Origin of the sequence: Acinetobacter sp. NIPH 817 (assembly GCF_000368405.1) — a bacterium.
Classification (GTDB): domain Bacteria; phylum Pseudomonadota; class Gammaproteobacteria; order Pseudomonadales; family Moraxellaceae; genus Acinetobacter.
The window spans coordinates 700,073-724,599 of sequence record NZ_KB849420.1; the positions used below are offsets into that span (position 1 = coordinate 700,073).

The 24,527-nt window shown below is 35.7% G+C and carries 29 protein-coding genes and 1 pseudogene; 20 read left to right on the forward strand and 10 right to left on the reverse strand.

Annotated features, from left to right (window positions below; translation table 11 throughout):
• Positions 1-10: 10 nt before the first annotated feature.
• Positions 11-427 carry a carboxymuconolactone decarboxylase family protein gene (locus F968_RS07035; RefSeq protein ID WP_004791652.1) on the reverse strand — a complete coding sequence of 139 codons (417 nt, stop codon included), beginning with the start codon at positions 425-427 and terminating at the stop codon, positions 11-13.
• A 110-nt stretch (positions 428-537) separates the two neighbouring features.
• Between F968_RS07035 and F968_RS07040 the strand changes: the two genes are divergently transcribed.
• The 4 genes from F968_RS07040 to F968_RS07055 all read left to right on the forward strand — a co-directional run bounded on the left by F968_RS07040 (position 538) and on the right by F968_RS07055 (position 3,329).
• Positions 538-852 (forward strand): winged helix-turn-helix transcriptional regulator, encoded by a 315-nt coding sequence (locus F968_RS07040; RefSeq protein ID WP_004791654.1) that lies wholly within the window; start codon positions 538-540, stop codon positions 850-852.
• Positions 853-1,396: 544 nt separating this feature from the next.
• On the forward strand, positions 1,397-1,639 hold the full coding sequence (locus F968_RS07045; RefSeq protein WP_004791655.1) for a hypothetical protein: 243 nt from the start codon (positions 1,397-1,399) through the stop codon (positions 1,637-1,639).
• Positions 1,640-1,797: 158 nt separating this feature from the next.
• Positions 1,798-2,904, forward strand: a complete 1,107-nt coding sequence (locus F968_RS07050; RefSeq protein WP_004791657.1) for a minor capsid protein — start codon at positions 1,798-1,800, stop codon at positions 2,902-2,904.
• A 161-nt stretch (positions 2,905-3,065) separates the two neighbouring features.
• Positions 3,066-3,329, forward strand: a complete 264-nt coding sequence (locus F968_RS07055) for a hypothetical protein (RefSeq protein ID WP_004791659.1) — start codon at positions 3,066-3,068, stop codon at positions 3,327-3,329.
• A 53-nt stretch (positions 3,330-3,382) separates the two neighbouring features.
• On the opposite strand, the gene F968_RS07060 is transcribed toward F968_RS07055, so the two are convergent.
• Positions 3,383-4,237, reverse strand: coding sequence for a DMT family transporter (locus F968_RS07060; protein ID WP_004791660.1), 855 nt, complete (start codon positions 4,235-4,237; stop codon positions 3,383-3,385).
• A 225-nt stretch (positions 4,238-4,462) separates the two neighbouring features.
• Here F968_RS07060 and F968_RS07065 point away from each other — a divergent pair, with 225 nt between their 5' ends.
• From F968_RS07065 to F968_RS07080, 5 genes are all read left to right on the forward strand, one after another.
• Complete coding sequence (locus F968_RS07065) at positions 4,463-5,332, forward strand: LysR family transcriptional regulator (protein WP_004791662.1); 870 nt, start codon at positions 4,463-4,465, stop codon at positions 5,330-5,332.
• 152 nt (positions 5,333-5,484) lie between these two features.
• Complete coding sequence (locus F968_RS19655) at positions 5,485-5,616, forward strand: hypothetical protein (protein WP_004791664.1); 132 nt, start codon at positions 5,485-5,487, stop codon at positions 5,614-5,616.
• Positions 5,617-5,889: 273 nt separating this feature from the next.
• Positions 5,890-6,177: a hypothetical protein gene (locus F968_RS07070; RefSeq protein WP_004791666.1), complete on the forward strand. Its 288-nt coding sequence runs from the start codon at positions 5,890-5,892 to the stop codon at positions 6,175-6,177.
• An 88-nt stretch (positions 6,178-6,265) separates the two neighbouring features.
• On the forward strand, positions 6,266-6,706 hold the full coding sequence (alaE, locus tag F968_RS07075; RefSeq protein ID WP_004791668.1) for an L-alanine exporter AlaE: 441 nt from the start codon (positions 6,266-6,268) through the stop codon (positions 6,704-6,706).
• Positions 6,707-6,806: 100 nt separating this feature from the next.
• Positions 6,807-7,169 (forward strand): NirD/YgiW/YdeI family stress tolerance protein, encoded by a 363-nt coding sequence (locus tag F968_RS07080; RefSeq protein WP_004791670.1) that lies wholly within the window; start codon positions 6,807-6,809, stop codon positions 7,167-7,169.
• Positions 7,170-7,264: 95 nt separating this feature from the next.
• Here the strand turns inward: F968_RS07080 and F968_RS07085 are convergent, their stop codons facing one another.
• Positions 7,265-7,771, reverse strand: a complete 507-nt coding sequence (locus tag F968_RS07085; RefSeq protein WP_004791673.1) for a GNAT family N-acetyltransferase — start codon at positions 7,769-7,771, stop codon at positions 7,265-7,267.
• A gap of 382 nt (positions 7,772-8,153) precedes the next feature.
• Between F968_RS07085 and F968_RS07090 the strand changes: the two genes are divergently transcribed.
• From F968_RS07090 to F968_RS07095, 3 genes and pseudogenes are all read left to right on the forward strand, one after another.
• On the forward strand, positions 8,154-9,266 hold the full coding sequence (locus tag F968_RS07090; protein ID WP_004791675.1) for an OmpW/AlkL family protein: 1,113 nt from the start codon (positions 8,154-8,156) through the stop codon (positions 9,264-9,266).
• A 48-nt stretch (positions 9,267-9,314) separates the two neighbouring features.
• Positions 9,315-9,413, forward strand: a pseudogene (locus F968_RS20815) (hypothetical protein); the annotation flags it as partial.
• Positions 9,414-9,435: 22 nt separating this feature from the next.
• Positions 9,436-9,864, forward strand: coding sequence for a hypothetical protein (locus F968_RS07095; protein ID WP_004791678.1), 429 nt, complete (start codon positions 9,436-9,438; stop codon positions 9,862-9,864).
• A 65-nt stretch (positions 9,865-9,929) separates the two neighbouring features.
• Here the strand turns inward: F968_RS07095 and F968_RS07100 are convergent, their stop codons facing one another.
• Both F968_RS07100 and F968_RS07105 read right to left on the reverse strand, forming a co-directional pair.
• The gene (locus F968_RS07100; RefSeq protein ID WP_004791680.1) at positions 9,930-11,516 is read right to left on the reverse strand and encodes an ATP-binding cassette domain-containing protein; all 1,587 of its coding nucleotides are present in this window, start codon (positions 11,514-11,516) and stop codon (positions 9,930-9,932) included.
• A gap of 261 nt (positions 11,517-11,777) precedes the next feature.
• Complete coding sequence (locus tag F968_RS07105) at positions 11,778-12,221, reverse strand: universal stress protein (protein WP_004791681.1); 444 nt, start codon at positions 12,219-12,221, stop codon at positions 11,778-11,780.
• Positions 12,222-12,511: 290 nt separating this feature from the next.
• On the opposite strand from F968_RS07105, the gene F968_RS07110 reads away from it, so the two are divergent.
• The 3 genes from F968_RS07110 (at position 12,512) to F968_RS07120 (ending at position 13,794) form a co-directional block, all read left to right on the forward strand.
• The gene (locus tag F968_RS07110) at positions 12,512-12,739 is read left to right on the forward strand and encodes a hypothetical protein (RefSeq protein WP_004791683.1); all 228 of its coding nucleotides are present in this window, start codon (positions 12,512-12,514) and stop codon (positions 12,737-12,739) included.
• A gap of 175 nt (positions 12,740-12,914) precedes the next feature.
• Positions 12,915-13,088: a hypothetical protein gene (locus F968_RS19665; protein WP_004791685.1), complete on the forward strand. Its 174-nt coding sequence runs from the start codon at positions 12,915-12,917 to the stop codon at positions 13,086-13,088.
• A 262-nt stretch (positions 13,089-13,350) separates the two neighbouring features.
• The gene (locus F968_RS07120; protein WP_004791686.1) at positions 13,351-13,794 is read left to right on the forward strand and encodes an RDD family protein; all 444 of its coding nucleotides are present in this window, start codon (positions 13,351-13,353) and stop codon (positions 13,792-13,794) included.
• A gap of 56 nt (positions 13,795-13,850) precedes the next feature.
• On the opposite strand, the gene F968_RS07125 is transcribed toward F968_RS07120, so the two are convergent.
• Positions 13,851-15,026, reverse strand: coding sequence for a benzoate/H(+) symporter BenE family transporter (locus F968_RS07125; RefSeq protein ID WP_004791688.1), 1,176 nt, complete (start codon positions 15,024-15,026; stop codon positions 13,851-13,853).
• Between the two features lie 186 nt (positions 15,027-15,212).
• Here F968_RS07125 and F968_RS07130 point away from each other — a divergent pair, with 186 nt between their 5' ends.
• Complete coding sequence (locus tag F968_RS07130) at positions 15,213-15,686, forward strand: Lrp/AsnC family transcriptional regulator (protein WP_004791690.1); 474 nt, start codon at positions 15,213-15,215, stop codon at positions 15,684-15,686.
• A gap of 51 nt (positions 15,687-15,737) precedes the next feature.
• Here the strand turns inward: F968_RS07130 and leuE are convergent, their stop codons facing one another.
• The 3 genes from leuE to F968_RS07145 all read right to left on the reverse strand — a co-directional run bounded on the left by leuE (position 15,738) and on the right by F968_RS07145 (position 18,476).
• Positions 15,738-16,388: a leucine efflux protein LeuE gene (gene leuE, locus F968_RS07135; protein WP_034596589.1), complete on the reverse strand. Its 651-nt coding sequence runs from the start codon at positions 16,386-16,388 to the stop codon at positions 15,738-15,740.
• Positions 16,389-16,461: 73 nt separating this feature from the next.
• The gene (gene tal, locus F968_RS07140) at positions 16,462-17,451 is read right to left on the reverse strand and encodes a transaldolase (protein WP_004791694.1); all 990 of its coding nucleotides are present in this window, start codon (positions 17,449-17,451) and stop codon (positions 16,462-16,464) included.
• Positions 17,452-17,582: 131 nt separating this feature from the next.
• Positions 17,583-18,476 (reverse strand): HTH-type transcriptional regulator AceR, encoded by an 894-nt coding sequence (locus F968_RS07145; protein ID WP_004791696.1) that lies wholly within the window; start codon positions 18,474-18,476, stop codon positions 17,583-17,585.
• Between the two features lie 90 nt (positions 18,477-18,566).
• Here F968_RS07145 and aceI point away from each other — a divergent pair, with 90 nt between their 5' ends.
• Complete coding sequence (gene aceI, locus F968_RS07150; RefSeq protein ID WP_004791697.1) at positions 18,567-19,001, forward strand: chlorhexidine efflux PACE transporter AceI; 435 nt, start codon at positions 18,567-18,569, stop codon at positions 18,999-19,001.
• 62 nt (positions 19,002-19,063) lie between these two features.
• Here the strand turns inward: aceI and F968_RS07155 are convergent, their stop codons facing one another.
• Positions 19,064-20,635: an acetyl-CoA C-acetyltransferase gene (locus F968_RS07155; RefSeq protein ID WP_004791700.1), complete on the reverse strand. Its 1,572-nt coding sequence runs from the start codon at positions 20,633-20,635 to the stop codon at positions 19,064-19,066.
• 235 nt (positions 20,636-20,870) lie between these two features.
• Between F968_RS07155 and F968_RS07160 the strand changes: the two genes are divergently transcribed.
• The 3 genes from F968_RS07160 (at position 20,871) to F968_RS07170 (ending at position 24,522) form a co-directional block, all read left to right on the forward strand.
• On the forward strand, positions 20,871-22,262 hold the full coding sequence (locus F968_RS07160) for a 3-oxoacyl-ACP reductase (RefSeq protein WP_004791701.1): 1,392 nt from the start codon (positions 20,871-20,873) through the stop codon (positions 22,260-22,262).
• A 74-nt stretch (positions 22,263-22,336) separates the two neighbouring features.
• On the forward strand, positions 22,337-23,191 hold the full coding sequence (locus tag F968_RS07165) for a MaoC family dehydratase (protein ID WP_004791703.1): 855 nt from the start codon (positions 22,337-22,339) through the stop codon (positions 23,189-23,191).
• A 71-nt stretch (positions 23,192-23,262) separates the two neighbouring features.
• Positions 23,263-24,522, forward strand: coding sequence for a serine hydrolase domain-containing protein (locus F968_RS07170; RefSeq protein WP_004791705.1), 1,260 nt, complete (start codon positions 23,263-23,265; stop codon positions 24,520-24,522).
• The last annotated feature ends 5 nt before the right edge of the window (positions 24,523-24,527 follow it).

A 24,527-nucleotide genomic window follows, 5' to 3' on the forward strand; every position in this document is an offset into this window, starting at 1 on the left:
AGTGAATAAATTAACTTTTATCACCTAAAGTGATTCTGAGTCGGTTTAATGCTCCCATAAGTGAAATGCTAGTCGTTAACTCTACAATCTCTCTTTCACTAAAATATTCAGTTAAATGAGCTTTTACAGTTTCAATTTTGTCAGATAGAAAAGTCACTGCCTCCGCAAGTTCAAGAGCAAGAAGCTGCTTCTTTGAAAACGCATTCGAATGTTTATAGCCCGGAATTTTATCAATGACTTCTTGGCTTACTCCCATATCTCTTAATTCCTGAGCATGAAACGCGCAGCAGTAAGCACAGCCATTGATTTGTGATACATACAACTCAGCTAAAGCAATGATTTGAGGGTCGATGCCTGAGGTACGAATAGATGCATGTGCTGAGTACAAATGATTAATCGTTTTTTTAGCAACTTCTTTATATTCCATAATATTGGTCAGTCTTTTCGTGATAAAAAACTATTATTTACCACTAGGTATAGATTGTAAATTAGGCACTATTTTGTTATATAGGTATATTTTTTATACCTAATTAAACAATGAAAGATAATATTTCTGGCTGTTCTGTAGAAGAGGCAATGACAGTATTGGGTGGTCGCTGGAGAATGTTAATTATTTCATTTCTCATCGAAAGACCTATGCGCTTTAATGAACTCAGACGCGCAATACCTAATATTTCTCAAAGAATGTTAACTTTAGAATTACGTTTTCTTGAAGAAGAAGGGTTTATTAACAGAGAGGTTTTTGCAGAGGTTCCTGTTAAAGTTGAGTACTCATTAACGGAAGATGGCAAGAAATTAAATGGTTTAGTTGATGTATTAAAAGAAGTCGGCACTTGGCTAAAAGTAAGATAAGGCAAGATCATTTATACAAATTTTAGGCATAAAAAAAGCCTGATGCTACGAATCAGGCTTCAGTATTCATCGACAATAGGAGTTGATGAACAAGACCAATCTAACAGACCTGATCTATAAAGGCAAACCAATGGCCGACCGGACAGTTCATATAAGTGTAAGTTTTCTCAAATTTTAGGTATTAAAAAAGCCCTTGCTCGAAAGCGAAGGGCTTAGTCGTTCATTGATCTAGCAATGAACTATATAAGGCTCATCTCATACTAAGTTTAGTATATCTGAAATTGAAGCAACAAAGTAGAAAACATTCTAAATATCTTCATCATTCTATTTAAACTCAATTTATTCATTCCTATAGCAACTTACATGTTTGATAAATCAATACACAAAATTTGCACTTTGCATTTTTGAAGGCATGTTATTTGTGTGTAGCCTTAATTGGATCGGTTTAGGGAATAAACAATAGCCGTCTATAGATTATTCAAAATGAAGCTTTGTATGAATTAATTGAAGAGTGAGGATGCTAAAGGGAAGTAAGGAAGTAAAGATGAACTTGATTAGATTAGAAGAGCTTTCATTGATAAGTAATGCTGTTTTGACACCTCAATTAAACAATTGGCCGTGTGTACGATCTGAAAATATGCGTGATGCTTGCTATAACAAGCCTAAAGATAACTTCTCGGAACAATCTGATAAAAAATTTTATAAAGAATGGCTGAGACAACAAAAGAAAATACTGAAAAGTATTCCGAGTAATGCTGTTTTACTCAACAGGAAAAATCCTATTTAGATTAGGTTTAAGGTACGTTTATAAAAATGTATTACAAGGATGAGCGTTTAGCTAAATAATTTTACGTAGGTGTGCTTGTTAGTCATAACTTATTCTGGTGATACTGGAAATATAAATAGCAAAACAATAAAAAAGCACTTCTGTAGAGGTAAATTTTTATGGCTAATCTTCATCAAAAAACACTTTTTGATATTCTGACTCAGCATCAGGCCTATCTATATCGAGCATCATCAAGATCGGTCAATGAACTTATTAATTTATTTAATTCTGAAACGGTTACCATGCTTGCTAAGTTGGCTAACTTATTAGATGAGCTAAATGAAAAGGAAAAAGCAGCATTGGCCGGAGGAATTTATTCAACAGCTAATTTAAGAGAGATACGTGCGTTAATTTCTCAGTGGTTTAATTTGATTAATGAAGCTCTCATTGACACTTTTACAATATCTGCTGTGGCATTGGCTTTCTATGAAGTCAAATATATGTCAAAAATTTTTGGTGGCCAACATAAAGAGTTAAAAGGCGAGCAACTCTATAAGGCGGCTAAACGCGTTCCTTTAGCGGGTGGAGCATTAGTAGATGAATTACTCTCGAAAATCGCTGAGGTAGCTCGTCAAAGAGTTGAATATGCGATTCGAGATGGGCTTAATATTGGTGCTACAACCCAACAAATTATTCAGCGTATTCATGGAACTAAACGTCTTAAATATGAAGATGGGCTACTCAATAGTACTAAAACAGATATTGAACGAACTGTACGTACAATTCGAAGTCATATATCCAATCAGGCATATTTAAATAGCTATAAACAATTAAAGTTTGAATATGTCCGATTTGTAAGCGTTCTTGATGGAAGGACATCGAAAACATGTGCCTCACTTGATGGTTCAGTATGGCAGCTTAACGATCCGGCAAAAAAAGTTCCTCCTTTACATCCTCATTGCCGCAGCATTTTAGTTCCAACACTTGAGGATGGTCAGCTAGTGGGTAGTCGAGCTTTCATTATGGATGAAAGGAAATTTAAAGATATTCCTAAAGATGAGCGCGAACAATTAACTGGTCAGCTAGATGCAAATACTTCTTTTAAAGAGTTTTTTAAACTGACAGATGATTTCTTTCAAAAAGAATGGTTAGGACCTAAACGATATAAATTATATAAAGAAGGGCAATTCGATTTTGTTAAGTTTTTTGATCCAGAGGGACGGTTATATACACTTGAGGAACTAAGAGAACTTGATGAGCGGGCTTTAAAATTTTTAGATTTGTGAGTGAGAGCAGAAGCATTTCAAATAGGATTTTTATCTTAAATAACATTTTTAGTTTTAACCAAAGATACACACTTAAACAATTAGTTAAAAAAGTTTCAGTAATCTAGCCAGATAGCATGTTAAGTTTTTCTCAATCATAAAAATTTAGAAAGGATTAACACATGAAATTTTCCTACCAAGATCTTGCCGGAAATAATGTTGAAGTAGAGTGTGAAAGTTATACTCATATACCCTCAGGAACAGCAACAAAATCAATAGAAGGGGGGAATTATCATCTTAATGAAAACTTCAGTTTCTTTAAGAAAACTGAAGCTGATTCTATGCCCATTTATCGATTTGCAATTGATCGTAATTCTAATGTTTTTAATAGTGATGAGCTTCCAGCATTAGCTCAAATTGGTACAGACTGGAAAAACTTAGATTAAATTTTTACTCAAAATAAGACCCTCAGTTGAGGGTTCTATATTATTTGTATGAGTTATTTCTTTTTAAATACAAGCAATAAGCCTAGTAAAATTGCAATCATTCCAATTAAACCTGCCAGAGGTAATGTATTTTTTAAAATTAGAAAATCTAAGAGCGCAGTAACAATGGGAACCAAATAGAACAGGCTTGTCACGTTGACAATATTGCCCTGACTTAAAAGTCGATAAAGTAAAAGCTGCGCAACTACAGAAATTAAAATTCCAAGAAATAAGACCGAAATAATCAGTTGTGAATTCCACGTTATTTCAAAATGTTCAAAAGGAACTATCAATAAGCAAACTACAAGGCTAACTACATATTGTAGCGGTAAGACATCTGTCGGAGCCTGTTGAATGTTCTTTTGCATGATAGCCCCAAAGGTTATACAGATGAGGGCAGCCAAGGCAAAGAATATGCCGATTGGCGCAATAAACGACATCGTCAGGCTTTTCCAGACTAAAAGAATGAGTCCAGCTAAAGCAATGACTAAACCGAAAAGCCTTTCTTTTTGTAAACTCTTTTCTAAAAGGCAGAGCGTTAAAATGGGTTGTATTCCCATAATTGTGGCCATCAAACCAGGCGTAACCCCATGAGCCATAGCTTTAAAATAGCAGATTGAATAACCTGCGATCATGAGTAATCCAGTCAGTAAAACTTGCTTTCGGGTTCCCTGCTTGGGTAAAAGTCGTTTTCTAAAAATAGCTAGTAGCGACAGAGCAATTAAAGCAGTTGAAAAACGCAGAATTAATAATGCTATGGGTGAGGCATTATCGAGTCCCCAACGAGTAAAAATTGCGGCACTTCCCCAAAGTAAAACGAAAATGGATGTCGCACTTTGTGATGCAAGCATCTGTTTATTTAGGCACATAAAACCTCCTCCTAGTGCGTAATACCTAAGAAATACTAAGTGATGAAATTGTGAGTAGGTGTCGCTATTAACGTGTTATTCAGACATTAATCAATTCACGGATAGCTTCTTTTAGAAAAATGAATTGTTTTAACTTCTTCTAATTTCAGTATGGGAGAGAGAATAGATAAAGAAAAGCGCATAATTCTTTTATATACTATTTGAAAATCGAATAGATAAATCGTAATGAATATAAAAAACTTACAGATTGATTGGTTAAAGTGTTTTGTCACAGTCGTTGATACAGGCTCATTGTCGAATGCAGCACCTGAGTTATATCGCTCACAGTCTGCGGTTAGCATGCAACTGAAAAAGCTAGAAGAAGCGCTCCATTGCCAACTTTTAATACGAACACATCGGCAAATTGAATTAACCTCACAAGGACAACTACTTTTAGGTTATGCACGCCGAATTCTCGACTTACATGCTGAAGCTCAAATGGCATTTCACGGAGATGAATTAAAGGGCCGTATACGTCTTGGGGTACCTGATGACTATGCTGCTAAATATTTAACGCCCGTACTTAAACGTTTTGCACCACGTTACGGAGGTGTTGAAATTGAATTGATCTGCGAGCAGTCGACTTCTTTAATTCCACGAGTAGAAAGTGGTGATATAGACTTGGCATTAATTTCAAGAGATAACGCTCGTCAAGGAACACTGTTATTTCATGAACCAATGGTATGGGTTGGTTCTCCACAATTTGAACTCTGGCGAGAAGATCCGCTTCCAATTGCAGTTTACGAAAGTACCAGCCAAGCTAAAAAGAGTGCTATTCATTCTTTGGCATTACAAGGGCGCCGTTACCGTGTGGTGTACAATAGTTCAAGTTTGGCTGGTCAAATTGCAGCAGTTGAAAGTGGTTTAGCAATCGCTGTGTTTACACAATGCAGTGCACCTGAGCATTTAACTATATTAGGTGCAGATCATGGACTTGGACCATTAGAGCCAATGGAGGCTGCTGTTTATCGGAGTAGGTCTTCTTTAGAGTCAAAAGCTGTAGACCACCTATATGAATTACTCATTAAAACGCTCAGACACTCAGTTAATGTTTAATGATCAATTTTTAAGTCGATATTGAAAGGTGAAACTAAAGCGCTTTACATTTTTGCGTTAAATCTACAAAAAAGCCTAGAAACCTATGCTGATCGTAAAACTAATAAAAAGTATTTATTAACTCACTATCTGAATAATTCATGAGGTGAAACATGACAAAAATTATGGCTACCTTAGGTTTAGCTACCATTATTTCTTTAAGTGTGAGTGCTTGCCAAGGTGAAAATGACACCAAGCAGCAAGATAAAACGACTACTCCTCATTCAATGGACAAAGATTCATAATCCAAATGAATTTCGAAACCCATCGTAAGATGGGTTTTTTTATATCTTTTTATTTTAATCTTAAAGTGTGATTTAAAACTCGAAATATTTATTTTTAATGGCACTGTTCAAAAATATGTTGACTAATATACTTAGTTTTAAATATATTTAATTCAACACGAATCACTTTAAATATAACTCTATATTTAAAGTGTGTTGGTTTAAACACCATCAGATCAGAAATTTAACCTTTAAATTTGATTATAAAAATATTAATTAATCAAGGAGGTAGGTATGGACGCTAAATTTCATTCTGAAAATGAATATGGTTTTATTCTAAATATTTTGAACACTTATATGGTCATAAAGAAGACATTAAAAGATGATCATTATCCTTATGATTCATTTGGTTATCTTCTTGCTCTTTATCAACCGCTCAAAGTTTATATCCCTCAACTTCCTCATCCAAAAATTTATATTGAGATTGGTGGAATTTCATATGACAGAATGATTGCTGGGCAAACAGAGGATGAGACAGAAGCCATAAATATTTTATTGAATTTAGGCCAACTTGTTGCTTAACAATTAAGTGTTATTTTAATGCTGAGTTTAATTTACTTAAGAAACACGGTTTCTTAAGTAAATTCATGACAAAACTATAGGCTATAAAATGGTTGTCGGAAGTGAAAGCTTAAAAAAATTCCTTGCAGACACATTCGCAATGGTTTTGTTCTCACTTATTGTTGGTGGTTTCGTTGAGTTAGTTATTACGGGCTTAACCCTTGAACAAACGATCAAAATACGGGTCACTGCAATACCTATTTCTCTTATTATTGGTCGGCCATATGGACTTTACCGCGACTGGATTTTTAAAACAATAACTTCAAAGAATAAAACAGCATTACAAACTTTTTTGCTCGATACCTTTGCTAATTTAACGTTTCAAATTCCCTTATATATTTTGATACTGCTTTTGAATGGAGCAACTTTAGTACAAGTATTTACGGCTGCGAGCTCTATCTTAATCATTGTAAGTATTTCTGGAAGACCTTACGGAATTTTTCTGAATTTTTGCCGTAAATTATTTGGTGTTTCTATTCATTCTCATTAAACAAAGGCTCGAATAAGATACAAAAAACCACAAAAGCTAAATCTATAACTTTAAAAGAATTTATTTATATAGCTAAGAACATTAAAAGTAGGTCATCGTAATGAAAAAAATATACTTAGCAACTTTCGCTGGGTTGGCTTTATTGGGTACTAATGCGGTATTTGCTAAACCAGATGCAGCCTTATTAAAAGAAGCGACAAAAAATGTAGTCACTGTGTCTAAAGCAAAAACTTTGGCTGATGAATCTGGAGTAACTTTAACTGGTACGATCGTAAAGCATATTGCTGGTGATCATTTTGAGTTTAAAGATGCTACGGGTTCGATTGTAATTGATATTGATGATGACTTGTGGAAGCCTTTAAAATTAAAAGCAGGCGATAAAGTACGTGTTGTAGGAGAGGTGGATACACATCGAGTTAAGCCTACCGATATTGAAGTTTTTAAGATTGAACGTGTTAAATAAACTAGATTATTTATATTGTTCAAAGTAAACAAAAAGAAAACAAAAAGAAAACTCCTATTTTTAGGAGTTTTCTTTTGAAAGGCGAGAACTTTTTGTTAATGCGTTGCATTAAATGCTTCATGATAGCTTACATATCCTGTAGCAATATTCCCTGAAAAACTTAAGGCTTGGAAATACTCACTCGGTACATCAGGTAAAATTAACTCAGGATAATTTTTAAAACCAAATCGGCTGTAATAGTTGGGATCACCTAATAAAACACATCCTTTTGCACCTAAGTTTTTTAATTTTTCTAGTGATTTATTCATCAGAAGGGAACCAATACCAAACCCCTGTTTATTTGGATGAACGGAAATAGGGCCTAAACCATACCAATCCATTTCTCCTGAACTTATTTGAACTGGAGAAATAGCAACATGCCCAATAATAGAACCATCTTCAACTGCCACCAGAGAAATAGTGAGTTGACCGTGGTTTCTTAAACTATTAACAATAAAATGTTCGGTATGACTCGTGTGCTCAGCATTTTGAAAAGCTGCTTTAGTTAGGTTTTCGATCGCTTCGATATCCTCATTTCCTTCATCACGAATAATAATATTCATTAAAAATTCTTCCAGATTTATTGATTAGCTATACGAGGTAACTTCTTTAGATAAGCTCTCTTCGTAGGTTTTTATTGAAATGTCTATAAACGAAAATTAAAAGTCTAGTTAGATTCTAATTTAAATAACTCAAGCATAACAGCTAGTCAAATAAGACTAATTCTATTTAGTTATTTTACCGTTTGTTAAATTGTTTTTAATTTTAATTATGTCATTCGTCAGAAAAATTTGATAACTATTTCATGTAATTAAAGAGATAAATTGATAGATTTATCTAAATCAATTTTGTTTAAAAATTATACTGATTGATAAAAAAGGCAACTTGGCTATATTCCATATCTATATTGCAAAATCAGCAATATATTTCTAGGATGGAATAAAAATGAAAAAAAGAGTAATAAAAATAGCAATATTGAGTTCATTATCTGTAATCACAAGCATGAGTTATGCGCAGGAATTTAAAAGATTCTCTGTCTCTGCTGGTTGGCTACATGTAATGCCACAGGGTAAAGCTAATCCATTTAATATTAATACCGCAGTTAAAAATGGAACAGAAGCTAAAGTCGGCACTATTTCAACAACAAGTTTTTTAAACTCTATTGATCCCAATGCCACTATGACTGATATGGGTGGAGAGGTTTGGAATTTAAAAGAAACCCTTACAGAGTTTCTAGCCCAACCCGAAATCCAAGAGCAACTTACCGATGGTAAGGGTAATATTCTAGCTGAAGTTGCTGGTACAGCACGAATTGAGGGATTGGAAAACTGGCAACAGCAAGATGCGGGACTAGAAGTCCATGATGTAGACACATTAGGTTTAACATTTAACTATTATCTGAATGACAATGTGTCTTTACAATTTATTGGCGGAATTCCACCTAAAGTTGATGTTAAAGGAAAAGGAGAGATCCTAGCACCGTTAAGTGGAATCGCAATGTCTCCTAATGACTTAGTGAAATACCTTTTCCCTGATGGCTTTACTTTAGGTCAGGCGATTCCTATTACCAACCTAGGCAATAAATCTAAAGCTGCAACTATTCGAGCATGGACGCCAACCATAGAAGCACAATATCAGTTTGGTAAAAGTGGGGTAAATAAGTTTAGACCGTATGTTGGAGTGGGTTTAATGTATGCTCATTTTAATGATATTAAACTCAACGATGGAATTCGTTCTGATTTAGTGTCTGCAGGCCATATGATCCAAAACGTGTTGGATGGCAAAGCTGGAGCGGCTTTAGACCGAAAAGAATCGAGTGGAAAAATGGTCGTTAATGTCGATGCAGATGATTCGATAGCGCCTATTTTTACCGCTGGTTTTACCTATGATTTTAATGATTCATGGTATACGGTAGCTTCTGTGTCTTATGCAAAGTTAAGTAACAATGCCCAAATTGATGTCATCAATCAAAATACGGGGACTCGCTTAATACATGCCACAACAAAAGTTGATATTGACCCACTGATTACCTATTTAGGGGTAGGTTATCGATTCTAATATTTTTTAAAAAAGGGTATCTCGGAGTTAATCATATTTAAACTTTGAGATACCTTATTTGTTACTAATTATAAAAAATAACTATTACTTGTTAAACTCATACATAAAGTAAAATTCTATAAAAAATATTTTAATATAATAATTTAAAAATATTTTTGAGGATTATAAATTGAAAAAAATCATTAAAACTTTATTGTTATCTACGCTAATTTCAACTGCATCATTCACAGTTTTAGCTAAAAATGTTGAGCAAAAAGTTAATTTTTTACAAGGTTCTACTCATACCACATTAACTGGAAAATTTCATAGTTATGATGATGTGAGATATAGAGTTTATGCAAAGAATGGTCAAATATTGAAATTCAATATTAATAGTCTTGGTAATTTAGCCTATGTTAATATTTTTGCCCCAGGTAAAAAGCCCAGCAAGGATAAGGCATTATTAATTGGTTCAACTGTAGGATCTAAAGGTGAACTTACTTTACCAGTTGATGGAGATTATATTGTTCAAGTTTATCAAATGCGAAATAGTGCTCGTAAAAATAAAACTGTGACATATAATTTAGAAATTGAAATATTAAATAAAGTAAAAAAATAATGGTTGCTAGAATTTACTAGTTCTCAAAAGAGAACTAGTAAATTTGAAAAAGACATCAATAAAGATTAATCGGCTAAAGAAAAAGACTCATGAATAGCACAACTTTCAACAAAAGTTTGATCATGTGAAATGAGTAATACAGCGCCTTCATAGCTTTGAATAGCGGTAGCTAATAGTTCTCTAGATTCAATATCTAAATGATTTTCTGGTTCATCTAATAACAAGAGTTCAGGGGTAGGATGTATCTGGCTAAGCGCCAATAAGGCTACTTTGAGTTTTTCACCACCACTGAGCTGAGATAAAAGTTGTGTACCTTTATCACCTCGAATTCGAAGTTGACCTAATAGATTTCGCCATTCTAGTTCTGAAAGCTCACTATTCATGTGGGTTAGATTTTCAATCACCGTCATTTCATCACATAAAAAGCTAAAGTTTTGGTCCAGATAAAAGCACTCTACAAATAAGTGAATGCTGTCACATGGCTGTTTGTTTTGAGCTTGAATTGCTTTGAGTAGTGTCGATTTACCAATACCATTTTGACCGGTTACGTGAATTTTTTCGGCTGCCTGTACCGCTAAATCTATGGGTTTTTGCGTTCCATATTTCAGTTTAAGTTTTTTAATGCGAAGAATTTCTCCAGATTTCTTGTGAAAAGTGGGGAAGACAAACTGTTGTGGCTTGACGGTTTCAAGACGCATTTTTTTGTCTGTTAAATCATTTTGACTGTTCGAAATTTGTCGTTGGTGCTGAGACTGTATAGCAGCAATACTTTGGCCTGCTTGTTCCTTTTTAAAGTCGAGCAAAATTTTGGCTTGAGAATTTGATTCTCTTAACTTATTGCCAGCACGTTCACGTTTTTGAGCTTTCATTAATACTTCATGCTGCTTTTGCTTCATGTGTTTAACGTCGCGTTGGCCTTGTTGAACAGATTGCTCTAAAGCTGCAACATGAGTTTGGTACTGGCCATAAAATTTTTCATAGTTTCCCGTTGTGTGATGTAACCCATGTTCATTCAAATGATAAATATGGTCTACTTCATTCAGTAAACTACGATCATGACTAATGATAAGCACACCTGCTGGGTGTTTCCTCAAATGATCAATTAACCATTTTCTAGATTGCTGATCTAGATGATTACTAGGTTCATCAAGTAGCAAGTAGTGATCTGATTTTAGAAATAAACAGCTTAATGCCAATTTGGTTTTTTGACCTTCGCTTAGATTTTTCACTGGAAAGTCTAAATCTGTTGGTAAACCCGCAGACTCCAATAAATTATTCCATAAGGTTGGCAGATCCCATTTACCGTCTAACAAATCATAATCATCGAAGTTAGCAACACCTTGTTCAACTCTTTTAAAAGCATGATAAACATCTAAGATATCTAATGCTTCGGCAATGGTCTGTGCTGCTAAACGATGCAACTGAGGTAAATATACATGCTTTACATGCCAAGATATTTGCCCAGATGTTAGAATTGAATCTGATTTAAGCGTCTGATTTAACATTTGCATAAGCAAAGATTTGCCTTGACCATTACGGCCAATTAAAGCAGATACTTGATGCGATTCAAGATTAAAATTTAGTTGTTGAAACATGACTTTAGATGGAAATTCTAAAGAGAGTTGTGATATTACACATGCCTGCTGAGTCATAAAAAAACCTCATAAATACAGGATGTACAAAATAGGAAAAGTAGTTTTAAGCAGAGACGTTAAATCACAAAAAAATAGTCTATTTTGCACATCAAAAAAAGAAAAATTGATGAGAAAAAAGACTTACTTCATTGGTGTGACTCACGAAATTGGAAGAATAAGAAACTATTCTAGCTGGATTTTTGATTAGTGTAAAATTTATGCAATCTATTTTGTTAAAAAACCCAATCGTTGGATTGGGTTTTTTTGCATCTAAAAAGTTTATTCTTTTACAACCAATACCTGAATTTTTGTACTGTTTAAAACATCTTGAGCAAAACTACCCAAAATAAGTTTTTGGAAGCCTTTGCGACCATGAGAACCAATCACAATCAAATCGGAACCTAAGCCTTCTACAGCTTTTAAAATACCATCTGAAGAAATTTCACCTTGGATGATTTGAGTTTCGGCATCAATACCTTCTTCGGCACATAAAGCTTTTACAGTTGCGAGTGTTTTTTCTGCATTTGCTCGTGCTTCAACAAAATAATCTTTTACAACAGGTGAGATGTAATAAAAATCTACACCGCTAAAAGGATCTACCGCAACTAAGCTAATAGCGGTCAATTTGCTCCCAAAAGCTTTTGCAATATGAGCTGCTTGTCTTGCTGCCGCTAAAGAAATTTCCGAACCATCGACTGGTACAATAATATGTTGGTAATTCATAATGTTATTCCTCTTATTTACAGTTGTTATATGTATGAAGCATTTATTAATTAAAGATTAACATATTTCATTCACGGTAAACATCTATTCAGTCATTGGAAAGAGAAATTAAATAAATTTATTTTAAATCATATGTTTGTGTTTATTTTTTTATTGGTTGAGATGGCGTTTAGGTGGCATTGCTAAATAATCGATAATATTTACATGAAAATTACAAAAAATTACTGTTCATCTTTCTGTCATATAGAAAACGTATAACAAAATAGTGAATTAAGGGGAGAGTAAGGAAGATGGCTGATTTAACAGCAAAGAAAGTTAATAAACTTATTGAAGAGTTCCGTCAAACAGGCAAAGAACCCGAAAAGTTAGTTATCGGTTATAAAACTTATGCCAGATTGATGACCGAAGATAAATTTGCAGAAAAAGTTGTTCCTTCACTTGAAGATTCAAAAGAACGCTTATATAAAAATCTAAAAATTAAACTTGTCACTGAAAAACACTATTTTGAAATTAAATAAAAATTATGTGAACTTCATCACTTGTTATTAAAGCAAAGTAACACTAAATATATTTAATAACATGATTATTGTATGATGATACAAATTAATAGTGTAGCCAACATTTGAAAACAGCAATCGTTTATAAACTCGATAGAATAAATTGCTTTTATTTTAAGTAGTGGAATAAATTGAAATGCCGACATTCAGTGTAATTATATTTTATGTTTTAGCTATATTAGGCAGTGTAGCTATTGTTTATGGAATAGTCACTTTAAGTGTTTTTTTAATTGTTATTGGTTTAGCTCTATTATTTGCAGCATTATTATTAAAAAAAGAGTTTAAATTAGATATTTTATTTTGGAAATAAATATAATATGATTTTATATTTTAATTTCCTGTAATATTGTTCCAATAGAACTGAAATGAAAAAATTTAGTTCTAAAAATATTAGTTTTTTTGATGAATATTGATGCAATAACGTTTTTTTGATCAGCATTATTACAATAAAATATAAAAGTAGAATATTTTAAATTTATTTAAGTATTTAAAAATAAAAAAGTTTCATTTAGGATAAAAGTAAAATTGTAAAAGCGTTTTTAGCTATTAAACAATAACAAAGCGAGGTGAGCATGACTTATAAGTATGAGTATGCAGGGTTCTGGTTAAGATTTGGTGCAATGATCATTGATACTCTTATTCTTTTTTTGGCTATTATTCCTGCAGCATGGATTTTTTATCAAGGGGATTACGATTTAGTCTTTGCAACAGGTTTAAGTGCTAAGCCACAAAATTATTGGTTCGATTTGATTGTGAACTATGCATTTCCTTTATTGTATTCAGTTTTATGTTGGCTGTATTTTGCAGGTACTCCAGGTAAGCGTTTGATGCGATTAAAAGTTTTAGATGAAAAAACAGGTAATAAGCTAACAGTTACGCAGAGTATTATTCGATATGTTGGCTATATTCCGTCAATTTTAGTGTTTGGTATTGGTCTTTTTTGGGTGGCATTTGATGCTAAAAAACAAGGCTGGCATGACAAAATGGCAAAATCAGTGGTAGTAAGAGAGCTATAAAAATAAAACTAAAAAGCGTTCATAGCATTGAAAAAAGCGCTATGTGCGCTTTTTTATTAACTTTTTTTGACTTTAAATTTAAGTACTACAAATACAATAAGACCGACAATAAGACCCCAAAAGGCTGAGCCGATACCAAAAAATTGAATGCCCGAAGCACTGCATAAGAAGGTAAATAATGCAGCTTCACGGTCTTCAACAGGGCCAAAGGCAAGTGCAATGTTATGGCTAATGGTACCAAGTAATGCGATGCCAGCTAAAGCTACAATAAAGATATGGGGAAAAGACATCAGTAAGCTTGTGAGTGTTGCTGCAAATAGTCCCATCAATGCATAGAAAAAACCAGAGCTCATGCCAGCAATATAGCGTTTACTTGGGTCAGGATGAACTTGATCGTCAAGGCATACAGCTGCACTAATCGCAGCAATATTAAGGCTATAGCAACCAAAAGGTGCAAGCAAAACTTGGGTTAAACCAGTCCAGCCAATCAGTTGGTTAACATGTGGTTTATAGCCGTAACTTTTGATCATGGCAATTCCGGGTAAATACTGCGAAGCCATACTAATTACAAAAAGAGGTAAGGCTAAGCCCAAAAGAGCCGACCAGCTAAAGACAGGACTAATCCAAACAGGTTTAGCCAAAGACCAGTGAAGCGTAGGCATATGAAATTCTAAAAACACAGGGCAGAGCACAACACCAGCAAGTGCTGTGAACACGATACTATAACGCGGCCATAATCTTTTTGTAATGATATAAATGACGAGCAAAGATAAAACGAATGTCCAATCATTTTGTAAACTTGCGAAAAGTGAAATACCAAATTTAAGTAAAACGCCTGCAAGCATGGCACTGGTTAAGCTTTGCGGAATATAGGAAAGCGCTTTTTGGAAAATTCCTGAAAAACCTAAAATTGCAGTCAGTACACCAACAACTAAAAAAGCACCAATTGCTTCATTTATGCTATATCCACCGCCAGTTGCAATAATTAAAGCGAGACCAGCAGTTGACCATGCAGTTGCTACAGGGTATTTAAATTTCCACGAAAGAATAAGTCCTGATAAACCAAGACCCAAACCTAAAGCCCAAAACCATGAGGTAATTTGTTCAGGTGAAGCACCTAAAGCTTGAGCAGCCTGAATCACTAAAATAGCCGAAACACTAATACCAATAAGAAAGGTAATGAAACCCGCGAATACGGCTGGAATAGAAAAATCTTGAAGAATCTTTTGCATGGCTAAATGTTCTAAGTTCCTGAAAAATTAATATGTTTCTGCCTTTACTTTCAGCTCGCTAAATCTAACAATTTTTTTAAAGAAGGTGCTTTCTATTTTTAACCTAAAATGGAAATAATATTTTTAAAATTTCGAATAATGATATTATTCCTTCCATAAATAACACTAAATTTGGAATATTGTTTTATGGAAGAGCAGGCTGAGAATTTATCACCACTCGAATTGAAAATTATGCGTGCATTACAAGAAAATGGACGCTTAAGTAATGCCGAATTGGCTAAGCTCGTAGGCATAAGTACTTCATCTTGTTGGAATCATACTCAGCGTCTTTTTAAGATTGGAGCAATTCTAGATGTGCGTGCTCGGATTAATCCGAGCATGGTGCAACGTGATACGGTAGTACTCGTTGGTGTAGTTTTAGACCGTTCAACACCTGATAGCTTTCAGGCATTTGAACAAGCATCAGGTGATTTGGAAAATGTTTTAGAGTGTTATCTGGTGGCGGGAGAGGTCGATTATTTTCTAAAAATTCGTGTTAAAGATTTAGCTGCGTTTAACCGATTCCATAGTGAAAAGATTATTGCCTTACCTGGAGTAAGACAAGTCAGAACATTTTTTGTGCTCAATGAAGTTAAAACAGATGGCATGCTGGCATTTTAACAGCTCATCATGTTTTAACTTTATAGTGCATAAACGGATAGGTAACGATGATTAGATTGTTGAGGTTGCTAGTTTTAGACCAAATCCGAAGAATAGAATTCCGACTAAAAAAATACTACTCGCAGCAATTTTATGGTTTTGTTTAAAAAATGCTGAAAGTTTAATTCCAGAGAAGATTAATGCCGTTAAATAGCTAAAACTAATCACCTGTAAAATAACCGCTAAAATTAAAAAGCTTAGAGCAGGATAGGCATAGTCGGGTTCAACAAATTGAACAAAGAAAGATAGGAAAAATAAAATTGCTTTAGGGTTAAGTAAACTAATACTTAAGGCGGTTTTATAAGGGTGAACTTTATCTAAAGCAGGTAAATCAGCCATTTCTGGTTGTGGGTGATTACGTTGTTTCCAGCGTTGAATACTACCTTGTAAGAGTTTAAAGCCTAAATAAGATAGGTAAAGAGCACCTGTTAATTTAAGAATAACAAATACCCATGGAAATGCTTTAAGTAGGGAGGCTGCTCCTAGTACAGTACACAGCATTAAAATGAGATCGCCAGTAAAAATACCCAATGCGCCCATATATCCGGTTTTAATCCCGTAGCGTGAAGCAATTGACATCACATAAAGAGAATTGGGTCCGGGTAATAACACAATTAGGAATGTACCAATAATATATGTTGTTATATCTGTTATGCCGAACACAAGAAACCCAATAAAAAACCGATTTTTGTCATAATAACAAAAATCGGCAATTTTGTATGAAAAGTGCAGTTTTTTAAGGTTTAATTTCTGCATCAATTCCAAAAGATTGACGTAATAAAAAACTTAATTGGTCACGAGCTTTAATAAAGCCATCAACACCACCTTGTAAAAGTTGGAATGCCATTAAGTCATGATTAAGTTCGTCTTTAAAGCTTTGTTCATCTTGAGCAGGTCTAACAATAGCCTCTGCTTGTTTTGATTTAGTCGCATCAAGAGCTGCATCAACTGTACGTGTATCTTGCTCAAGCTGGGTAAGTAGCCCCGGTGAAATCGTTAGCAAATCACATCCTGCAAGGCCAAGCACTTGATCAATGCTACGGAAGCTCGCACCCATCACTTGAGTTGGAATATTTTGCTGCTTGTAGTAAGTGTAGATTTTCTTAACTGAAACTACACCTGGGTCTTTTTCGATTGGGTAGGCATCTACACCTTCAGCTTTTTTGTACCAGTCTAAGATACGGCCGACAAATGGTGAAATTAAAGTTACTTTAGCATCTGCACATGCTTGAGCTTGATGCAAACCGAAAAGGAGAGTCAGGTTACAAGCGATCCCTTCAGCTTCAAGTACCTTAGCAGCTTGAATACCTTCCCAAGTCGACGCGATTTTAATCAAAATACGTGACTGATCAATACCATAACCTTTGTAAAGTTCACATAATTCATGCGCTTTTTTAATGGTTGCTTCGGTGTCATATGAAAGGGCAGCATCAACTTCTGTCGAAACACGGCCTTCAATGAGTTTTAAAATTTCTACGCCAAATTTTACAGTCAAAATATCAATCGTTCTTTCGATTAACTCATCGTTGCTATAGCCTTCTTCTTTGGCTTGATAATAAGCATCTTCAATCAGCTCTTTACTTTCAGGTTGTTCTGCTGCTGCCGTAATCAACGAAGGGTTTGTCGTCGCGTCTAATGGACGAAATTTACGAATTGCATCAAGGTCACTACTATCGGCAACAACGGTCGTTAATGTTTTTAATTGGTCAAGTGCTGTATGAGTCATTGATATTCAACATCTTCAGTAATAAATCTTATGTTTTCTTTTATAGCACAAAGTCTATTCATGCTGTCGATATATCAATTGTTATATTTCAAAGAAAAACGTTTAGGTTCTGCATCTCAATTGAAATAATTTTAAGGTGTCTGTTGCATTCGTTGCTTACGGATATATTCAATTAGGAATCTGGCAGCCGCACCAAGTTCACTTTCACGGCTCCATACTAAGTCGACATAATATTCAAATCTTGGCGTGAAATCTAATAAATCCAATACTTTAAGCTTGTTTTTTAATTCTGGGTTTTCTTTAAACATTTCTTGAGGAAGAACACCCCAACCTAGATTGCGTAAAATCATTAAACAAGCAGAGTGGTGGTTGTCTGTACGCCAATAATGTTTCGAAAATAGCAATTCCGGCTTTAAAGTTTCATCTCGGCTTGCAACTACAATTTGTCGTGTAGTAAGGATTTGTTCATAAGAAACCTGATTTTGGCTTGCGAGAGGATGGCTATTTGAAATAACCGGAATTAAAGCCTCACGTTTAAGTTCTACAAATTGTTCTCTGTTATCTAGGTGTTCACGTTCAAACATCAGTGCAAGTTGGGCAGAGCCATCTAATAACATTTGAAGTGCATCTTCTTGGGGAGCAGACACAATATTAATTTGTAAGTCTGGAAAACGACTTTCTAAAAGACAAATATAGTCGGTCCAATTGGTGTGTAAAAGTTCAGAGACAATCACAAGAGTTAAATTGGCTTCTAACCCTGTACTTAACGCGTGTGCATGCTGTTTCCATTGATTCATCTCAATTAAAAGCTGAGATGTCTTTTCGTATAAGACCCGTGCTTCGTCAGTTGGGACGGGTTCACGGCCTTTACGGTCAAATAAAGTCAGGTTCAGATCAATTTCTAAGTTGGCAATAGACATGCTTACAGCCGAAGGAACTTTTCCAAGTTTACGTGCTGCTGCTGAAAAGGATCCTGTTTCAATTACGGCCTGAAACATGAGTAGTTGTTCTTGATTAATATTCATCTGTCAAAAAAACTGAAAGAACCTGATTGGATTAATCAATATTATAAAAATAAAATGCACATTATCCAAGTTATTATTGAGTATTTAAAAATGTTGATTTCCAAGAGAAGGCTCATTCATGCAATCAGTTATGAAGGAATTTTATTGGTCATCATTGCGATTGCATTAAGTTTTATTTTTGATATGCCAATGGATGTAACCGGAACACTCGGTGTGTTTATGGCAGTTGTTTCAGTTTTCTGGAATATGATTTTTAACCACTATTTCGAAAAAGTAGAGCATAAATATAATTGGGAAAGAACGATCCCTGTTCGGATTTTACATGCCATTGGTTTTGAAGGCGGCTTGTTGATTGCAACAGTACCGATGATTGCATATATGATGCAGATGAGTGTTATTGATGCATTTATTTTAGATATTGGTTTAACCTTATGTATTTTGGTTTATACCTTTATTTTCCAGTGGTGTTATGACCATATCGAAGATAAGTTTTTCCCAGATGCTAAAGCAGCATCACTTCATTAAAAATTAAGTTGTTAAACTAAAAAAGCACCCATCAGGGTGCTTTTTTTAGGTGAATCGTAAAATTATTTCTCTACGATTGCTACAACGCCTTCACCACCTGCTGTACAGATCGAGATTAATGCACGGCCTGAACCTTTTTGATTAATCAATTTAGCAGCAGTTGCTAAAATACGACCACCAGTTGCAGCAAATGGATGGCCTGCACCTAAAGATGAACCATTTACGTTCAGTTTAGAGCGATCAATTGAACCTAAAGGTGCATCTAAACCAAGACGTTCTTTACAGAATTTTTCATCTTCCCAAGCTTTCAATGTAGACAACACTTGAGATGCGAATGCTTCATGAATTTCGTAGAAATCAAAATCTTGAAGTTTAAGGTTTGCACGCTTAAGCATACGAGGTACTGCATAAGCAGGAGCCATCAATAAGCCTTCTTTAGGACCATTTTTACCAATGAAGTCAACAGCTGCTGTTTCAGAGAAAGAAAGGTAAGCTAAAACTTCATGGCCATTTTCTTTTGCCCATTCTTCAGAGGCAAGCAATACAACAGAAGCACCATCAGTTAACGGAGTTGAGTTACCTGCTGTCATTGTTGCAGTTTCGCCTTTACCGAAAACTGGCTTCAATTTAGCAAGTTTTTCAACTGTGCTGTCTGCACGTAAGTTGTTGTCACGGTTAAGACCTAAGAATGGAGTGATTAAGTCGTCAAAGAAACCACGTTCATAAGCAGCAGCAAGTTTTTGATGGCTGCTTGCAGCTAACTCGTCTTGCGCTTCGCGAGTAATACCCCATTCTAAAGCAGTAATTGCTTGGTGCTCACCCATTGAAAGGCCAGTACGTGGTTCACCGTTGCTTGGTGCATCAAGTAGTTTTTTAAAATCAATTTTTGTTAATGCTTTAAGACGGTCTTTACCAGTCTTAGCAACATTGAGCTCAAGTAAAACTTTACGTAAACCATCACCTACAGCAATCGGCGCGTCAGAAGTTGTGTCTACACCACCTGCAATACCTACATCGATTTGACCAAGTGCAATTTTGTTTGCAACAACAAAAGCAGCTTGTAAACCTGTACCACAAGCAATTTGAATGTCATAAGCAGGAGTTTCAGGAGCAAGATCTGTGCTCAATACAACTTCACGAGTCATGTTGAAGTCACGGCTATGTTTTAAAACAGCACCCGCAACGACTTCACCAATACGCTTACCTTGTAAGTTAAAGCGCTCAACCAAACCATTCAATGCTGCTGTCAGCATGTCAGAATTAGACGCTTTAAAATAAGCAGTATTTGAACGTGCAAATGGAATACGGTTGCCACCAATAATTGCAACGCGGCGAACAGTGTTTTGGCTCATGGTTTTATCCTGTTGAACAGAAGTTTTGGTTTTTGTTGCTTTTGGTGCTGCAACTACATTATTAGAAGATGTAGATGAGGTTGCTGTAGCAGCGCTCTTATTACGAGGGCTACGTGCAGGTGCAGTCGTTGAACGAGTACGTGTCGTTTTTGGAGTATTAGTTGCTGCTTTAGGAGTTGTGCTGTTACGCTTAGCCGTGTTAGAAGCCGGCTTTGATGTATTTGACACTTTTTCCTCAGCAGAATTCTCGACTGCTGGATTTTCTTGAGTTGTCTTGCTCATAAGGCTTTTCCAAGCATATTAACGATATTCTTATAAGCTACATTAACACAATTCAAATAGACCTGTATTGACTAGAATGACATTGTAGATAGCATTCAGGTCAAGACATCCAAAGATGAACTCAAGTATGATTTGGAGTAACTCTAATGAACGACTGATTTCATATTGTTGCTATTCATCTCATAACATAATGAAGCCTGTCGTAGAAAATTCATTTCTTTGAGAGATAATAATCATGACTGATCAATACCAAGCATTTACACAATCTCCTATTGGTAAATTCGTTGTTAAAAATCTGGGTTTACCATCACCAGTTGCATTAGAGCGTTTTGAAAGTGCTCAGCCAGTAGTGAATGGTGCAGTATTGGTTGGCGCAGCGCCGTCAAGTGTATTGTCTGGTGCGATTGCACAAGTACTTAGCAATATTCATGCTGACAGCTATGTAGGCAATAATGTTGCATTACAACAAGAAGCTGCAAAAGTTGGTTTAAATTTACGCCCATTCAATGCAGGCGACAAAGAATCAAAATTCAAAGCAGTAGTATTTGATGCTTCTGGTATTCAAAACTCAGAACAGTTAAACGAACTTTATAAATTCTTTAACCCGATTGCACGTCAAGTTGCGACTTCTGGTCGTGTGATTGTCATTGGTACAACTCCTGAAACTGCAAAAACTGTAAAACAGGCAATTGCTCAGCGTGCACTTGAAGGCTTTATCAAATCTGTAGGTAAAGAATTTAAAAAGGGTATTACTGCTCAAGTTGTCTATGTTGACGAAGGTGCTGCTGCAAACCTTGAATCAACTTTACGTTTCTTGCTTTCTCCACGTTCAGCTTATGTGTCCGGTCAAGTTGTCCGTGTGTCTAAAGCAGATGTGGTTGATGTTGATTGGGCAAAACCGCTTGCTGGTAAAACTGCATTAGTAACTGGTGCGAGCCGTGGTATTGGTGAGGCAATTGCACATGTGCTTGCACGTGATGGCGCTCATGTTATCTGTTTAGACGTACCACAACAGCAAGCTGACCTTGACCGTGTAGCTGCTGACATTGGTGGTTCTACATTGGCAATTGACATTACTGCTGCTGATGCTGGCGAAAAAATTAAAACTGCTGCGGCAAAACAAGGCGGTTTAGATATTATCGTTCATAACGCAGGTATTACTCGTGACAAAACTTTGGCAAACATGAAGCCAGAGCTTTGGGACTTAGTAATTAACATTAACTTGTCTGCTGCTGAACGTGTAAATGACTACTTGTTAGAAAACGATGGTCTAAATGCAAATGGTCGCATTGTTTGTGTATCATCAATTAGTGGTATTGCTGGTAACCTTGGTCAAACCAACTACGCTGCATCTAAAGCTGGTGTGATTGGTCTGGTGAAATTTACTGCACCTATATTAAAAGATGGTATTACCATTAACGCAGTAGCACCTGGCTTTATTGAAACTCAAATGACTGCTGCGATTCCATTTGCAATTCGTGAAGCTGGTCGCCGTATGAACTCAATGCAACAAGGTGGTTTACCTGTTGATGTAGCAGAAACGATTGCATGGTTTGCATCAACTGCTTCTACAGGCGTAAATGGCAACGTTGTACGTGTGTGTGGTCAAAGCTTGTTGGGCGCTTAAGCACTTTTAGCTAAAAAGGGGTGCTTGTGCATCCCTTTTTTATTTAAAAATCTATAAATTATAAAAGGTTAGGTATGAATACTCGTCATTTTAGCCAGCTACCAAAAGCGGCATTGGCTTATCCAAAAGTGGTACAAGGTTTAATTTTTAAAAAGCCTAAAGGGCCAAAAATCTTACCGCAAGTTGAATATGTGGTTGATAGTCTAGAAATTGATCAGAGTCATCTTAAAGCTTATAACGAAGTATGTGGCTTTAAAAACAATGGCTTTGTACCCGCAATTTATTTGGCTGTGCTTTCTCAAAGCTTGCAAATGCACATGATGACAGCAGAAGCATTCCCATTTCCAATTTTAGGTTTAGTTCATATCCGTAACCAGATTAAACAAACTAGACCGATTGGTGTGACTGAAAAACTAACCTTGTCATGCAAATTTGGGGAACTAAAACCGCATGATAAAGGTGTTCAGTTTGACTTTATTACCAGGGCTAAAGTTGGCAATGAAGTGGTAATGGAAGGCTTAACGACTTATTTATCTCGCCAAAAAGTTGAGAAAAGAGTGGGTGAGAAAGCCAAAGAAGAACAAGCACCAGCTTATGTTCCAAAGGCTGAGTGGAATATTTTAGAAAACACAGGCCGCCGTTATGCGAAAGTGTCTGGTGATTTTAACTTAATTCATATTCATGCTATTACAGCAAAAGCATTTGGCTTTAAGCAAGCAATTGCACATGGCATGTGGAGCAAAGCTAAAGCACTAGCGAACCTTGAATTACCAAATGCTTATGAAGCAGATGTATGGTTTAAGCTACCAATGTTCTTACCGTCAAAAGTTGAGTTCTTAACTGCAAATGCAGATAAAAAGACTGATTTCTTGATTCGTAATGCCAAATCACAAAAACCGCATGTTGCAGGAACTGTAAAAGCATTATAAAAATATCAGCAGCCTGAACAGATGTTTGGGCTGCTTTTGAGCAAAATAACAAAAAATGCAAGGAACTTCATGTGATTAAACAAATTTTACTGGCCGATACCCATAACTATCATGGTATTTTAGATGAACGTTTTATTGATTTAGCTCACCAGTTCAGCCGTCTTCAAGATGCTAGAACAGGTCAAGGTGGAGCTGCATTAGCGGTTTATTTTAGAGGCCAGAAAGTTGTAGATATCTACACCGGTCTAAAATCACAAAATGAAGCTTGGCAACCTGAAACTTTGGCAGTTTGCTACTCTACAGGTAAAGGTGTACTTGCAACTTTAGCGCATATTTTAGTAAGTGAAGGTTTTTTAGAATACGACAAACCGATTGCGACTTATTGGCCTGAGTTTGCTCAAAATGGTAAAGAGCAAATGACTTTACGTCATGTGCTAAGTCATCAAAGCGGCATGTTTGATGTTCGAAATATTATCGAAAGTGCAAGAGAAATGCTCGACTGGTCTCATATGTTAAATGTGATTGCAGCGACTAAGCCTAGATTCCTTGCCGGAGAGGGTAATGCTTATCAAGCTTTAACATTTGGTTGGCTTGTCGGTGGAGTACTTGAAAAAGCAACTGGTCAATCTTTAGATCAGCTCATGCAAAAATATCTCGTTGAGCCTTTGCAGTTAGACGGTGCTTATTTTGGTACACCTGCAAGTGAACTGGAACGTGTAGCACGTTTAATTATTCAACCCAAACCTGAAAAAACAGCGGCTTCCCAAGTTGAAAAACCTAAAAAGCCTCAAGCACGCAAGAGTTCACTCTCTGAAAGAATGATTACGTGGACTGGACAAGACCCACAAGATTTTCAGGATGCCATGATTCCAAAAGGAATGAAGCATTTTAGTTTCTTTAGTGATGAAGGATTGCAAGCAGTCATTCCCGCGGCGAACGGCACGTTTACTGCAAATAGTCTTGCTAAAATTTATGCGATGTTGGCAAATCACGGTGAATGGGATGGACAGCAAGTTATTCGCCCAGAAATATTTAAAGAGCTCAGTACCATTCAAAGTTATGCACGTGATCGTGTCATGCCAATTCCGATGAATTGGCGCTTAGGATATCACCGCATTATTACTATGGGTAAACGCGCTAAAAATGGCTTTGGACATATTGGTTACAATGGTTCAGGGGCGTGGTGCGATCCTGAGCGTGACCTGAGTTTTGCCTATACTCATAACTTCCAAATTGGTTCAATCACGGGTGATTATCGTTTGTGGGGGCTGACTCAAGAAGCCTTACGTTGCACTGATCAAATTTTAAAAGGCCGTAAAGGCTGGTTCTAATTTTA

Bases quoted from the DNA above. Each gene is read 5' to 3' on its own strand.
- F968_RS07105 (WP_004791681.1), bottom strand. From the start codon at position 12,221: ATGAATTACCAACATATTATTGTACCAGTCGATGGTTCGGAAATTTCT.
- F968_RS07060 (WP_004791660.1), bottom strand. From the start codon at position 4,237: ATGTGCCTAAATAAACAGATGCTTGCATCACAAAGTGCGACATCCATT.
- F968_RS19665 (WP_004791685.1), top strand. From the start codon at position 12,915: ATGCCGACATTCAGTGTAATTATATTTTATGTTTTAGCTATATTAGGC.
- F968_RS07045 (WP_004791655.1), top strand. From the start codon at position 1,397: ATGAACTTGATTAGATTAGAAGAGCTTTCATTGATAAGTAATGCTGTT.
- F968_RS07090 (WP_004791675.1), top strand. From the start codon at position 8,154: ATGAAAAAAAGAGTAATAAAAATAGCAATATTGAGTTCATTATCTGTA.
- F968_RS07040 (WP_004791654.1), top strand. From the start codon at position 538: ATGAAAGATAATATTTCTGGCTGTTCTGTAGAAGAGGCAATGACAGTA.
- F968_RS19655 (WP_004791664.1), top strand. From the start codon at position 5,485: ATGACAAAAATTATGGCTACCTTAGGTTTAGCTACCATTATTTCTTTA.
- F968_RS07080 (WP_004791670.1), top strand. From the start codon at position 6,807: ATGAAAAAAATATACTTAGCAACTTTCGCTGGGTTGGCTTTATTGGGT.
- F968_RS07145 (WP_004791696.1), bottom strand. From the start codon at position 18,476: ATGAATATTAATCAAGAACAACTACTCATGTTTCAGGCCGTAATTGAA.
- F968_RS07085 (WP_004791673.1), bottom strand. From the start codon at position 7,771: ATGAATATTATTATTCGTGATGAAGGAAATGAGGATATCGAAGCGATC.
- F968_RS07065 (WP_004791662.1), top strand. From the start codon at position 4,463: ATGAATATAAAAAACTTACAGATTGATTGGTTAAAGTGTTTTGTCACA.
- F968_RS07125 (WP_004791688.1), bottom strand. From the start codon at position 15,026: ATGCAAAAGATTCTTCAAGATTTTTCTATTCCAGCCGTATTCGCGGGT.
- F968_RS07120 (WP_004791686.1), top strand. From the start codon at position 13,351: ATGACTTATAAGTATGAGTATGCAGGGTTCTGGTTAAGATTTGGTGCA.
- F968_RS07110 (WP_004791683.1), top strand. From the start codon at position 12,512: ATGGCTGATTTAACAGCAAAGAAAGTTAATAAACTTATTGAAGAGTTC.
- F968_RS07055 (WP_004791659.1), top strand. From the start codon at position 3,066: ATGAAATTTTCCTACCAAGATCTTGCCGGAAATAATGTTGAAGTAGAG.
- alaE (WP_004791668.1), top strand. From the start codon at position 6,266: ATGGTTGTCGGAAGTGAAAGCTTAAAAAAATTCCTTGCAGACACATTC.
- F968_RS07035 (WP_004791652.1), bottom strand. From the start codon at position 427: ATGGAATATAAAGAAGTTGCTAAAAAAACGATTAATCATTTGTACTCA.
- F968_RS07160 (WP_004791701.1), top strand. From the start codon at position 20,871: ATGACTGATCAATACCAAGCATTTACACAATCTCCTATTGGTAAATTC.
- F968_RS07130 (WP_004791690.1), top strand. From the start codon at position 15,213: ATGGAAGAGCAGGCTGAGAATTTATCACCACTCGAATTGAAAATTATG.
- F968_RS07050 (WP_004791657.1), top strand. From the start codon at position 1,798: ATGGCTAATCTTCATCAAAAAACACTTTTTGATATTCTGACTCAGCAT.
- F968_RS07165 (WP_004791703.1), top strand. From the start codon at position 22,337: ATGAATACTCGTCATTTTAGCCAGCTACCAAAAGCGGCATTGGCTTAT.
- F968_RS07155 (WP_004791700.1), bottom strand. From the start codon at position 20,635: ATGAGCAAGACAACTCAAGAAAATCCAGCAGTCGAGAATTCTGCTGAG.
- tal (WP_004791694.1), bottom strand. From the start codon at position 17,451: ATGACTCATACAGCACTTGACCAATTAAAAACATTAACGACCGTTGTT.
- aceI (WP_004791697.1), top strand. From the start codon at position 18,567: ATGTTGATTTCCAAGAGAAGGCTCATTCATGCAATCAGTTATGAAGGA.
- F968_RS07100 (WP_004791680.1), bottom strand. From the start codon at position 11,516: ATGACTCAGCAGGCATGTGTAATATCACAACTCTCTTTAGAATTTCCA.
- F968_RS07070 (WP_004791666.1), top strand. From the start codon at position 5,890: ATGGACGCTAAATTTCATTCTGAAAATGAATATGGTTTTATTCTAAAT.